9 protein-coding genes and 1 other RNA gene are annotated in these 12,573 nt (G+C 56.1%); 5 read left to right on the forward strand and 5 right to left on the reverse strand.

The features are described 5' to 3' along the window. Positions 1 to 270: 270 nt before the first annotated feature. The 3 genes from GRX76_RS14685 to ffs all read right to left on the reverse strand — a co-directional run bounded on the left by GRX76_RS14685 (position 271) and on the right by ffs (position 3,383). Positions 271 to 741 carry a Dps family protein gene (locus GRX76_RS14685; RefSeq protein WP_160154000.1) on the reverse strand — a complete coding sequence of 157 codons (471 nt, stop codon included), beginning with the start codon at positions 739 to 741 and terminating at the stop codon, positions 271 to 273. A gap of 259 nt (positions 742 to 1,000) precedes the next feature. Continuing rightward, on the reverse strand, positions 1,001 to 2,941 hold the full coding sequence (locus tag GRX76_RS14690; RefSeq protein WP_201276829.1) for a M2 family metallopeptidase: 1,941 nt from the start codon (positions 2,939 to 2,941) through the stop codon (positions 1,001 to 1,003). A 345-nt stretch (positions 2,942 to 3,286) separates the two neighbouring features. After that, positions 3,287 to 3,383, reverse strand: an RNA gene (gene ffs / locus GRX76_RS14695) — signal recognition particle sRNA small type. Between the two features lie 259 nt (positions 3,384 to 3,642). Here ffs and GRX76_RS14700 point away from each other — a divergent pair. Both GRX76_RS14700 and GRX76_RS14705 read left to right on the forward strand, forming a co-directional pair. Further along, a complete protein-coding gene (locus GRX76_RS14700) occupies positions 3,643 to 4,485 on the forward strand; it encodes a 6-carboxytetrahydropterin synthase (RefSeq protein WP_160154001.1) in 843 nt (280 codons plus the stop codon). Between the two features lie 6 nt (positions 4,486 to 4,491). Beyond that, a complete protein-coding gene (locus GRX76_RS14705) occupies positions 4,492 to 5,259 on the forward strand; it encodes a 16S rRNA (uracil(1498)-N(3))-methyltransferase (protein WP_160154002.1) in 768 nt (255 codons plus the stop codon). Positions 5,260 to 5,437: 178 nt separating this feature from the next. On the opposite strand, the gene ald is transcribed toward GRX76_RS14705, so the two are convergent. Next, a complete protein-coding gene (gene ald / locus GRX76_RS14710) occupies positions 5,438 to 6,583 on the reverse strand; it encodes an alanine dehydrogenase (protein WP_160154003.1) in 1,146 nt (381 codons plus the stop codon). Positions 6,584 to 6,877: 294 nt separating this feature from the next. On the opposite strand from ald, the gene GRX76_RS14715 reads away from it, so the two are divergent. The 3 genes from GRX76_RS14715 to GRX76_RS14725 all read left to right on the forward strand — a co-directional run bounded on the left by GRX76_RS14715 (position 6,878) and on the right by GRX76_RS14725 (position 12,028). Continuing rightward, complete coding sequence (locus GRX76_RS14715; protein ID WP_160154004.1) at positions 6,878 to 7,363, forward strand: Lrp/AsnC ligand binding domain-containing protein; 486 nt, start codon at positions 6,878 to 6,880, stop codon at positions 7,361 to 7,363. Positions 7,364 to 7,506: 143 nt separating this feature from the next. Next, on the forward strand, positions 7,507 to 8,820 hold the full coding sequence (locus tag GRX76_RS14720) for an efflux RND transporter periplasmic adaptor subunit (protein ID WP_160154005.1): 1,314 nt from the start codon (positions 7,507 to 7,509) through the stop codon (positions 8,818 to 8,820). A 16-nt stretch (positions 8,821 to 8,836) separates the two neighbouring features. Continuing rightward, a complete protein-coding gene (locus GRX76_RS14725) occupies positions 8,837 to 12,028 on the forward strand; it encodes an efflux RND transporter permease subunit (RefSeq protein WP_236250386.1) in 3,192 nt (1,063 codons plus the stop codon). Positions 12,029 to 12,067: 39 nt separating this feature from the next. Here the strand turns inward: GRX76_RS14725 and GRX76_RS14730 are convergent, their stop codons facing one another. Continuing rightward, a complete protein-coding gene (locus GRX76_RS14730; protein ID WP_160154006.1) occupies positions 12,068 to 12,532 on the reverse strand; it encodes a DUF962 domain-containing protein in 465 nt (154 codons plus the stop codon). Positions 12,533 to 12,573: the final 41 nt, after the last annotated feature.

Raw genomic sequence — 12,573 nt, forward strand, 5'->3', positions numbered from 1 at the left:
CAGTAACTATTTGCAAGCCGCAACGAACGAAAGGCGTCAATCTGGCACAGAAAATAACGGGGGAACAATGGAAGAAATGCGGAATAGAGCCAGGATCAAGAGAGTCAGGAAGAAGAGAGTCAGAAGGTAAAGAGTCAGGAGGTAAAGAGTCAGGAGGTAAAGAGTCAGGAGGTAAAGAGTCAGGAGGTAAACAGGGAAGGACAGAAAACGAAAGCTAAGGGCAAAATAAAACCGGCCTAGGGCCGGTTTTATTCGCGGTCAGATACGTTATTACTGGGTAGTGGCCCGCAGCATCCAGGCGGTTTTCTCATGGACCCGCATACGGTCCGACACCAGCGCCACCGAGGATTCGTCATCGGCTTCCTGAGCGGCCTTGAGCGCTTCACGGCAAGTTTTCACTACCGCCTCGTGCCCCTGGGTCAGGATACGCACCATTTCCTCAGCAGCCGGAACGTCCTCTACCTCTTTGATGGAGCTCAGCTCAGCAAAGGCTTTGTAGGTACCCGGGGCGACAACATCCAGGGTGCGGATTCGCTCGGCAATATCGTCCACGGCGGTCGCCAGCTCGGTGTATTGCTCTTCAAACATCAGGTGCAATTCCCGAAACAGTCGCCCGGTCACATTCCAGTGAAAGTTGTGCGTTTGCAAATACAGGGTGTAGGAATCTGCCAACAGCTTCTTCAGACTTTTGGCGACCGTTTCGCGGTCCTTGGCACCAATACCGATATCAATATCGCTCATTTGCAACCTCTTTTGGCTAGGGTTCAGATCCTTTAATGCCGCTTTATCCTAACTTTTCAAGGGTTACCGTAAAAAAATACTGTGTTTTACGGCATCGATAAAACGGCCACTGATCGTCATGATAAGCTCACGCAGGGCAATTCAAAATTGCCCTTACATATCCAAGCCATAGTCAAAACCAATCAACTGGCCGCGCCTGACAGCTTCCCGAGTGCCGCTAACCAGGTGCCGCTTACCAAGTACCGCCTATCAGTACCACCTACCAGCCACACTCGCGATCCTTGTTCTGCTCCTGCAGGTACACCATCAGGGGCTGGAAATAATCCACGATGGCCGAGGCATCCAGTTCGCGCTGGCCGGTCAGGGCTTCCATGGCATCCGGCCAGGGTTTGCTCGCACCCATCGCCAGCATGTCACGCAGTTTTTTGCCGGCGGCCTGATTCTTGAAGATGGAACAACGGTGTAGCGGTCCTGTTTCGCCCGCTGCGTCACACAGCGCGCGATGGAACTGGAACTGCTGGATACGGGCCAGGAAATAGCGCGCGTACGGGGTATTGCCGGGGATATGGTATTTGGCACCCGGATCGAAGTTGGCCTCGGAACGCTCAACCGGCGCCTGAATTCCCTGGTATTCCTCCCGCAGCTTCCACCAGGCTTTGTTGTAATCCCCCGGCGCTACTTCACCGTTAAACACCTGCCAGCGCCACTTATCTACCAGCAGGCCAAATGGCAGGAAGGCAATCTTGTCCAGCGCCTGTTGCATCAGGTAACCCAGGTCTTTTTCTTCACCGGGAATTTCATCCATCAGCCCGATTTCTTTCAGGTATTTCGGGGTGATGGAAAGCGCAATGGTATCGCCAACCGCTTCGTGGAAACCGTCGTTGGCCCCTTCTTTGTAGAGAAACGGCTGATTGTTATAGATGCGCTGGTAAAAATTGTGCCCCAACTCATGATGCACCGTGATCAGGTCTTCACCGGTTTTGTTGATACACATCTTGATGCGGATATCGTCTTTACCATCCAGGTTCCAGGCACTGGCATGGCAGACCACATCGCGGTCGCGGGGCTGCACGAACTGCGAACGCTCCCAAAAGGTTTCCGGCAGCGGCTTGAAGCCCAGGGAAGTAAAGAACTTCTCCCCAACCTTCACCATATCCTTCTCACTCATGCCGGAATCCACCACCAGCTGAGTGAGGTCGTAAGGTGCCTCCATATCGTCGTCTTTGACGATATCGTAAATATTGCCCCACTCCTGTGCCCACATATTACCGAGGAGGTGCGCGGGGATTTTGCCCGAAGCCGGCGCCACATCATCACCGTAGTGCTCGTTCAGTTTGGCGCGCACGTGACAGTGCAGCGCTTCATACAGGGGTTTTACCTTGCTCCACTGGTTATCCATATCCGCAGCAAAGGCATCGGCGGGCATATCGTATTTGGAGCGCCACATCACACTGAGATTGTCATACCCCAGCTCCTTGGCCCCGGCATTGCCGATCTCGACCTGGCGTTCGTACAGTGGCTTCATCGGCGGAGATACCTTGCGCCACCCCACCCACAGTTCTTTCAGCAACTTGGGATCGCGGCTGTTGGCCATCTTCTGGCCCATTTCCGTCAGGGTGTAACACGTTTCTTCGCCATCACCGGCCGGCTCATCATCACCCGTTTTCTGGCCCGGACAATACTTGCCTGCGCCATACATTCCCTGCATTTTTGAGCCGATCTGCGCCAGTTCCGCCGTCAACTTGGGGTCGTTCGGCGAAGGAAATACCAATCCCTGCTTCAACATGGTGAGCATGCGCCGGGTTTCCGGGTCCAGTTTGACATCGTCAAATTTTGCCGCCTGCTGGGCCAGCTCAACCGCCAGGGAGGTATAGCGCTCGACCGCCAGTGCCTCTGTATATTGAGAGTCAACATTGATATAGGTTGATGCGAGCCAACTGGCATGGCTCACCTCTTCGGCAATCTTCTCCAGCCGCGCCTGCGCACTATCGAGAAATGCCTTGGCGTCTTGCGCATCGAGGGTGCCGCTGGCGCTGTCGGCTTGCGCCACCGTGCCCGCAGCAGTGGTATCCGCACCATAGGAAACTGCTTCGGCAGATGATGGCGCCGCGCCCTTCGCTGACTCTGACTGGTTGTTTCCACCATCACAGCCCGCCAGGGCCAAAGTGGCGGCGGCAATTACCCATGCTAGATTTTTCATCGACATCCTCTGGTCAATTTTTCGAATTATCTGGTGAGCGGCACCCGAAACCGGGCAAAAAGAAAAAAGGAACTGTCGCGATTTATAGCACATGGTTTCCCGCTGCCGAGATGCAGCAGGGGATCCCCCAGGCACATCGGCACAATATTCCCCGTATCCCGCTTTATTTGGGCAAAAATTTCGAAACCGAAGCAAAGCGATGTAAGCAGCCCAGATACGGAGTGCTCAGAATTCAGACAAAATCGACAGAGGAACAGACGGCGTTCGGAAATTTATGGAAACGGAAAACAAACGAAGAGCGGAAGAGCGATAAAAATAGAAGAGGAAGGAAGAGATTGGAGGCAGCCCAACCAGCACACCCCCGGCACATGATGTCACTGCTACCGTTGCTCCCTTCCGGGCCTGGCGGGGTTCACAGCTGATCATTGCGAGGAGACCGGAAGGGCCGCCACAACGCTTCGAGCAATCAGATTAGCACTGCAACTCAATGTGAGAAGCCGGCTGCACTCGAAGAGGGCGCGATTATAGAGACTCCAGGCGCCAGGTGCCACCCCCAATTTCTGCTCGATTTACTTGAGGGAAGAACCCTCAGCAAAATCCCTGTAACAGGGCCACAATTTACAACGCCAAAAAGCTATACTGTGCCGCGCCCGAATCCGGGCATTCACTTACTTTTCAGCCAATTTCTAGCCGGAAAACCTATGCACCTGTTTGTCGACAGCCTCACCAACGTGGACTTCAGTTACCTCCACCAGACCCGCGGTATCGTTGGTGAAACCTGGCTCGCCAATGCAGCACTGGACGGCGCCCTGGATCACCAGGGCATGGTGTGCGACTTCGGCATCGTCAAAAAGACCCTGCGCAATTGGCTGGATACCGAGCTGGATCACCGTCTGCTGGTCCCCACCCTCGCCCCAGGGCTAACCCTACAACAGCGTGACGACCGGGTGGAACTGGACTGGAAGCTCGGCAATGGCGACACCATTACGGTCAGCGGCCCCTCCCAAGCCTTTGCGCTGGTAACTGCAGACGAGATCACCCCGGCGTCGGTTGCAAAGTGGTGTGTGCAGCAACTGGACGGCATTTTCCCCACCAGCGTTGACCAGCTGAGTCTCGACTTCATCAGTGAAGTCATCGATACCCCGTTTTACCACTACAGCCACGGCCTGAAAAAACACGACGGCAACTGCCAACGTATTGCCCACGGCCACCGCTCCCGTATTCGTATTGATGTAGACGGCGAGCGCAGCCGTGAACTGGAATCCCTGTGGGCGACACGCTGGGCCGATATTTATCTGGGCACCCGGGAAGACCTGCTGGCACAAGACGGCCAGCTACTGCGCTTCGCCTACAGCGCCCGCCAGGGGCAGTTTGCACTCAGCATCCCAGCAGAGCGTTGCGAACTGCTTGATTGCGACACCACTGTCGAACAACTGGCCCAGTACATCGCCGATGTCCTCGCTTCGGATCACCCCGGCAAACACATACAGGTGCGCGCTTACGAGGGCATTGGCAAGGGTGCCGTTGCCAGTGCCAAACGCTAAGCTGCCATGAACCTGATACTGCTAAGCCCGGCAGACTTTGCGCTGGGTAGCCTTTCCTCCAACTCGCGGTTGCCGAGCAACACGCCCGGAACTGATCCCGTTATTGCACGTTTGGAAGACCGCCGATTTCAACATATTGCGGAAGTCCACCGCGCCCAAGTCGGCGACACCATGAAAGTCGGCTTGATCAACGGCGACATTGGCGATGGCGAGGTCACTGAGCGCGGCGAGCGGCACATCACCCTCAAGGTAAGCCTGTACCGCAGTGCACCACCCGGGCTGCCGCTTACCCTGCTGCTGGCGCTTCCGCGCCCAAAAATGCTCAAGCGAACCATTCAGCACGCCACTGCCCTGGGTGTAAAAAAACTGTATCTGATCAACGCCTACCGGGTAGAAAAATCCTACTGGCAAAGCCCCTGGCTCGCCGAAGACAAACTGAGCGAGCAGTGCCTGCTGGGACTGGAACAGGCCGTCGACACCGCCATGCCACAGATTGAATTACGCAAGCGTTTCAAACCCTTCGTCGAAGATGAACTGCCGGAACTCGCCCGCGACTCCCTCAAGCTGGTAGCACACCCGGTAACCACCTCCGCCTGCCCGATAGACATTCGGCAGCAAACCACCCTGGCAGTGGGCCCCGAAGGTGGCTTTATCCCCTACGAGGTAGAAAAACTGCAGGAAGCTGGTTTTGAATCGGTACACCTTGGGCCGAGAATTCTGCGGGTAGAAACCGCACTGCCAGTGCTGCTCAGCCGGCTTTTTCCGGCAAGCTAACTGGCAGCACTACTTCTGCCGCCCACAAACCTATTTCTGTCGCCCACAAAAAAGCCGCGCTAAAAAGCGCGGCTGCAAAGGCAGTAGAAGACACTGCCGGGTCTCACAGAGCGGGGCTTGGGGTAGCCCCGGAAGAGAACTGATAAAATTCAGTTCTGCTACTCAAAAGCAATGGCTTTTAAGCAGCTACATCAGATTCCACTGCGGATTTCTGCAGGGCCAGCTTGGGATCTACGTACTCGTAGCCCAGTACATCGGCAACGGCTTTGTAGGTCACCATACCGGCGTGTACGTTCAGACCTTCCAGCAGGTTAGCGTCGTCCAGCAGAGCCTGTTTGGCACCTTTGTTCGCCAGGGCTACCGCAAACGGCAGGGTGGCGTTGTTCAGGGCCATAGTGGAAGTACGGGCAACACCACCGGGCATGTTCGCTACACAGTAGTGCACTACACCGTCAACAACGTAAGTAGGCTCCTGGTGAGTGGTCGCCTTGGAGGTTTCGAAACAACCACCCTGGTCGATCGCAACGTCCACAACCACAGCGCCTTTCTTCATGCGGCTGATATGGTCGCGGGTCAGCAGCTTCGGTGCCGCAGCGCCCGGAATCAGAACCGCACCAACAACCAGGTCTGCCGCCAGTGCGTGGGATTCAATCGCGTCATTGGTGGAGTACTCGGTGCGCACAGCGCCACCGAAGATATCGTCCAGCTGACGCAGACGCGGCAGGGAGCGATCCAGAATGGTCACGTCGGCACCCATACCCAGCGCCATCTTGGCCGCTTGGGTACCTACGACACCACCGCCGATAATCAGTACTTTGGCCGGTGCTACGCCCGGCACGCCGCCCAGCAGCACGCCGAGGCCGCCCTGAGCTTTTTCCAGGTGGTGTGCGCCACACTGTACAGACATGCGGCCGGCAACTTCAGACATCGGCGCCAGCAGCGGCAGGCCACCGAAGCGATCGGTTACGGTTTCATAAGCGATACAGGTTGCACCGGATTTCACCAGCAGTTCAGTCTGCTTGGGATCGGGCGCCAGGTGCAGGTAGGTGTACAGCAGCTGGCCCGGGCGCAGCATTTCGCATTCGTGGGGCTGGGGCTCTTTCACCTTTACGATCATATCGGCGGTGGCGAAGATTTCTTCGGCACTCTCGATGATCTTGGCACCAGCCTGCTCATACATTTCGTCGGTAAAGCCAATGGCAGAACCGCCGTCTTTTTGCACGATTACGTCATGGCCATTACCAATCAGCTCGCGAACGCTCGCTGGAGTCAGGCCGATGCGGTACTCGTGGTTCTTAATCTCTTTTGGGACACCGATCAACATAACGATTTCTCCTCGATACTCTGTATTGAGCGCAGCTGTATTGAGCACAGCTTTTCGCGCCCCTTCTCTTGTTGGATTCCAGCAGTATAAGCAGCAATTTCAAGTGGATTTCTTCATGTTTTTAAATATGATTAGTGGAATCCACTAGCAATGTGGCGCAGAGTACGTTTTTCAGCCATTCGAGACCAAATTTTGTGCCACGGACAAGTCAAGCCCGCCCAGTCGGTGATCTGCAGGTGCATTCAGCGCCCGCAGATTACCGAGTGCCGACCGACCACGGAGTGAGTTAAACCAATGAAAAGACGCGCCAGCGAACTCAGTACCATCGACCGCAATATCCTCCGCGTACTGCAAAAAAACGGTCGCACCAGCTACGCCGAGCTCGCTCGCCAGGTCGGCCTTACCGCCACCCCCTGTGTCGAGCGAGTCAAGAAAATGGAGTCCGACGGGGTAATCCAGGGCTACACCGCCCTGATCAACCCCGAGTACCTCGATGCCGCGTTGGTGGTGTTCGTACAGATTCGACTCAACCGCTCGGCACAGGACGCTTTTGAAGCCTTCCGCAGTGCGGTATCGGAACTGCCAGAGGTACAGGAGTGCTATCTGGTGTCCGGGAGTTTCGACTACCTGATCAAGGCCCGGGTGGCGGATATGAGCGCTTACCGGAAGTTTTACGGAGAAACACTGCTGACCCTGCCGGAAGTACAGGAATGCACCAGCTATGTGGTGATGGAACAGGTGAAAGAAACCCTTGAGGTACCGGTGCACTACAACCGGTAAATCCATCGGAAAGAACAGTCTCAAAAGGATCAAATATAACGAGCTACATTAATTTCGCGCCAACAATTGGCCCGTCCTTCGCCAGCTGCCACCCAGCCCTCTAGGATTAAGGAAGATAGGTCTATTCACTCAAGTTGCGGGAAATGATGTACCAATCTCTTCGTAACCTTCTTCGCTGGCGGAATCTTGTTGTCGCAGCCTGCCTGCTGCCGCTTGGCTGCGGGGAAAAAGAAGCTGCCAAACCGGCACCGCCACCGAAAAAAGTGGAGGTGGTTGAAGCCCAGCGCATGCGCTTCAGACCCAGCTTTGAAGTGCCCGCCGTGGTAGAAGCCATAGAGACCGCGCAGATTTTCCCCCTGGTCGCCTCAAGGATCCTCTACCAGAACATCGCACCGGGGAAGTATTTCAAGCAAGGCGAAGAACTCGTAAGGCTCGACCCCTACCCCTTCGAAACCAAAGTGGCGACGGCGGAGTCCAGCATCGCGGAAGCCATGTCCACTTACGAGCAGACGAAGGCCAACTTTGACCGCGCCAGAAACCTGAGGCCACAGGGATACATTTCGGCAAAAGACTTCGACACTGCAAAATCCGCCATGCAGGCGGCAGAAGCCCAGCTCAACACCGCCCAGACCGCACTACAACAGGCCAGGCAGGACCTGTCCCACACCTCGATCGTCGCGCCCTTTTCCGGGCGCGTAGGCCATCCCAACTACGCGGTGGGTGACTTTTTCATCCTCCCAAACTCGGTGCCGATTACCCAACTCGTCAAAGTCGACCCGGTGTATGTCCTCGCCCATATTGGCCAGAAAGCCTACAACGAGTTCTACGGCGCAATCGAAAAGCTGAAGCAACAGGGCCGCGCCATCCCGAACATGGAGCTTTACATCGTGCTGCCGGGCGACACCGTGTACCCATTCAAAGGGGAATTTTTCTCCTGGGACGCCACGGCTGCGGCCACCCGCGGCACGGTTGCCGCCCGCATCCTGTTCCACAATCCGGACGGCCTGCTGTTGCCCGAAGAAAATGTCACCCTGCACGGCAAGCTTCTGGAAGAAGTGGAACGCATCGTCATTCCACAGAAGGCGGTTTCCCAGGACCAGCAGGGCCACTTTGTCTACCTGCTGGATAAAGACAGCAAGGTCAAGCGGGCCAATATTGAAGTGGGCATGCGCATCGGCCCCAACTGGGCGGTACCCAAAGGCCTCAAAGTGGGCGACAGGGTACTGGTGGAAGGACTACAGAAAGTGAGCCCGGGCGATGCCGTTGAAGTCACGCCCGTCAAAATCGAGCAGCTCGAAGACCCCACGCCACCAAACCTGCGCCCGGCACCCCACTCGCTGCGCGAACAGCTCCGCAGGGAGCGGGAAGCCTTCCAGGAATACCAGAGGTCGACCATGGAAATACGGCAGCAAAACCAGCCGGGGGACGTCTACACCCCCTATGACACCGGCAAGTAGCGCGGACCGTTAAACTGTGAGCAGTGACAGCCACCTGTTTATCCGTCGCCCGCGCTTTGCTTTTGTGATCGCCATATTGATCACCTTTATGGGCGCGCTTGCCGCTATCGTCATGCCGGTGGATCAGTACCCGGACATTGCCGCACCCAAAATTTCCGTGGTTGCCACCTACCCCGGTGCCGATGCCGAGACCGTAAAAAACGCCGTTGCCATCCCCATTGAAGAGCAGGTGAACGGTGCCGAAGGCATGGTCTACATGACCTCCAATTCCGGCAGCGATGGCACCTACACGCTGTTCATGACGTTTGACATGAACACCGATGACGACATGGCGCAGGTGGATGTACAAAACCGGGTGGCACTGGCGGAGCCATCCCTGCCTCCGGAGGTGTTGAAGCGCGGTATCAAGGTTCGCAAGCGCTCATCCGACATGCTGATGGTGGTGAACCTGTTTTCCCCGGATGAGCGATTTGACGGCGTTTTTCTGTCCAACTTCGCCTCACTGAATTTGCTCAATGAACTGGCGCGGGTACCCGGTGTCGGCGAAGCCAAAATCATCGGCCCGCTGGATTACGGTATGCGGATCTGGCTGGATCCGGTGAAAATGGCCAACCTCGAGATTTCCGTACCGGAAGTACTCGGGGCAATACGGGAACAGAATATTCAGGCAGCCGTTGGGCAACTGGGCTCCCCACCATCGCCCGACTCCACCCAGTTCCAATATGTACTCACCACCAAAGGCCGCCTGACTTCGGAAGAAGAGTTCGGGGAAATCGTGCTGCGCGCCGATGAAAGAGGTGGCGTCATCCGCGTGAAGGATATTGCGCGGGTGGAGCTGGGCGCACAGATTTACAAAGGCTATGGTGAATACAACAATGGCCCCGGCGTGCTATTGGCAATTTACAAATTGTCGGACGCCAATGCACTGGAGGTTGCCGAGAACGTAAAAGCCAAAGTAGAAGAACTTTCGCAATATTTTCCCGAAGGTGTTGAAGCGGTCATTGGTCATGACACCACCGAGTTTATCGCGGTATCCCTCGAAGAAACGATTTTCACCCTGATCGCAACGATCATCCTGGTCATCATCGTAACCTACCTTTTTCTCGGCAATGTACGCGCCGCCCTGGTCCCCACCCTCGCTGTACCAGTGTCTATTATCGGCACCCTTGGCGTCCTCTACGCCATGGGAATGACCATCAATACGGTCACCCTGTTCGGCCTGATCCTCGCCATTGGGGTAGTCGTCGACGATGCCATCATTGTCGTCGAGGATGTCGAGCGCATCATGCACGAAGAAGGCCTGGACAAGCGCGCCGCCACGGCCAAAGCCATGCAAGAGGTATCAGGCCCCATTGTTGCCACATCGATGGTTCTTCTCGCGGTATTCGGGCCGACGATGTTGCTGCCCGGCATGACCGGTCGCATGTTTGGACAGTTCGGCACCACCATTACCGTTGCCGTACTGATCTCCATGATCAACGCACTGACATTGAGCCCGGCGCTCTGTTCTACCGTATTGAAGGAAGGCCACAGCAAACCCAACGTAGTGATCCGCGGCTTCAACTGGGGCTTTGAGAAAGTGGCCAGCGGCTACCTTAAAATAGTGGACTGGCTCGCGCGCCATATTCTGCTCAGCCTCATCATCATTGCCGGCCTGTTCGCCTGCCTCTTTTTACTATTCCAGTCCGTACCCAAAAGCTTCATTCCCGATGAAGACAAGGGCTACTTTATGGTGGATGTCCAGCTGCCCGAAGCGGCGGCACTGGCGCGCACCGAGAGCGTAATCGACCAGATTAATGAAACCCTGATGCAAGACCCGGCCGTCGACAAAGTGCTGTCGGTGAATGGTTTCAGCTTGCTCAATGTCATGCTGCAATCGAATGCCGGCATGGTGATTGCCAAACTCAAGCCCTGGCACGAACGCAAGTCACCAGATGTTTCACAGCAGGCGCTGCAACAGAAATACCAGGCACAATTCGCCCAGCTGCCCGAAGCACAGATTCTGGTGTTCGGCGCACCCGCCATTCCCGGCCTCGGAACCATGGCGGGCTTCTCCTTCATGCTGGAAGACACCCAGGGCGTCGGCGCGCAGGAACTATTCAAGGTAGTTCAGGACTTCTCCGCAGCCGCCACCGAACAGCCTGAAATTGCCCGCGCCTTCTCAATATTCAAAGCCGGCTCACCCCAGATCCGGCTGGATATTGACCGTGTAAAAGCCAAGACCCTGGGTGTAAAAATCAGCGATATCTTCCTCACTCTGCAGACCCAACTCGGCGCCATCTATGTCAACGACTTCAATCTGTACAACAAGACCTTCAAGGTCATGGTGCAGGCCGAATCCAGATTCCGGCAACAGGAACGCGACTTGGAAAAAATCTATATCACCAACAACAAAGGCGAACCGATACCACTACCCGCCATTCTGAGTACCAAACCGGTCCTGGGCGCCGTTACCCTCAAGCGCTACAACACCTATGATGCCGCCAAGATCAGCGGCGGCCCCAACGCCGCCGGGGGATTCAGCTCCGGCGATGCCATGAATGCGCTCGAACGCGTGGCCAGGGAAACACTACCCGACGGCTTTAAATACGACTGGTCCGATTCCAGCTATGAAGAGCGCAAAGCCGGCAACGCATCCACCATCGCCCTGGTGCTTTCACTGATATTTACCTTCCTGTTCCTGGCCGCCCTTTACGAATCCTTTCTGACGCCGTTCGCGATCATCCTCTCGGTACCGATTGCCATCGTCGGCGCCATCGCCGCACTGCTCATCGCAAAGGAACCCCTCAGCCTGTACGGCCAAATTGGCTTGGTGCTGCTGGTGGCCTTGGCGGCAAAGACCGCGATCCTTATTGTGGAGTTTGGGAAAACGCAGAGGGAAGTGGAGAGGCTGTCACTGCACGATTCGACGGTGACCGCAGCAAAACTGCGCTTCCGCCCCGTCATCATGACCACCCTCTCCTTCGTGGTAGGGACCATTCCGCTAGTCATCGCTTCCGGTGCCGGCGCCGCCAGCCGCGTATCCCTGGGAACGGCCGTGATGGGAGGTACCATCATGGCCTGTATCGCGGGCACACTGCTGGTGCCCATTTTCTTCAAAATCGTGCAGGGGCTGCGTGAAAAGGTACACAGGGGAGAGACAGGATCATCCGGCTCGCAGCCGCCCCGGGACAATCCTCAGCACAGTCACGGCAAGGCTGCGGAATAGCGACCAGGCGAAACTGTCAGATACAGACGCCAGGCAAACTCAGTACTTGATACCCAGCTTGCGGTACAGGAAGCCGATCACCCAGGCTGGGCCAATCAAAAGGAACTGCAGGTCTTTAAAAAACGAAGGCTTTTTGCCCTCGATATGGTGACCAACAAACTGGAACACCCACATCACCACAAAAACCCCCACAGACCACCAGAGCACACTCTGGCCTGCCCGCTCCAGCCAGCTGCAAGCCCCGAGGCAAAGCAAGGAGAGCGCGACCATCCCCAGCGCCAGTGGGAAGGACATCACCATATAGAACAGGATGGTCGGGATCAGCGCAACAATTGCCCAGTTCAGCCAGGGCAAGGACGCCATCCACTCGGGCTGGGGAATGGACCAGAAAAGACCGACAACGGTGAGGTAAATAAGAGGAACCGCCACCCAGTGGATGGCCTTGTTGGTGGAATTCTGGTGGCTCTCACCGTATTCACTGAACCATTGGTCTGCTGTTCGCATGGTTTGATCTCGCCTTGGTTGTTATTGGGTTGGCTTTTGGG

The sequence above is a fragment of the Microbulbifer sp. ALW1 genome (assembly GCF_009903625.1).
Classification (GTDB): domain Bacteria; phylum Pseudomonadota; class Gammaproteobacteria; order Pseudomonadales; family Cellvibrionaceae; genus Microbulbifer.

Excerpts from the sequence above, each read along its gene's own strand:
- GRX76_RS14705 (WP_160154002.1), top strand. The coding sequence starts at position 4,492 with ATGAACCTGATACTGCTAAGCCCGGCAGACTTTGCGCTGGGTAGCCTT.
- GRX76_RS14700 (WP_160154001.1), top strand. The coding sequence starts at position 3,643 with ATGCACCTGTTTGTCGACAGCCTCACCAACGTGGACTTCAGTTACCTC.
- ald (WP_160154003.1), bottom strand. The coding sequence starts at position 6,583 with ATGTTGATCGGTGTCCCAAAAGAGATTAAGAACCACGAGTACCGCATC.
- GRX76_RS14730 (WP_160154006.1), bottom strand. The coding sequence starts at position 12,532 with ATGCGAACAGCAGACCAATGGTTCAGTGAATACGGTGAGAGCCACCAG.
- GRX76_RS14715 (WP_160154004.1), top strand. The coding sequence starts at position 6,878 with ATGAAAAGACGCGCCAGCGAACTCAGTACCATCGACCGCAATATCCTC.
- GRX76_RS14690 (WP_201276829.1), bottom strand. The coding sequence starts at position 2,941 with ATGAAAAATCTAGCATGGGTAATTGCCGCCGCCACTTTGGCCCTGGCG.
- GRX76_RS14685 (WP_160154000.1), bottom strand. The coding sequence starts at position 741 with ATGAGCGATATTGATATCGGTATTGGTGCCAAGGACCGCGAAACGGTC.
- GRX76_RS14720 (WP_160154005.1), top strand. The coding sequence starts at position 7,507 with ATGATGTACCAATCTCTTCGTAACCTTCTTCGCTGGCGGAATCTTGTT.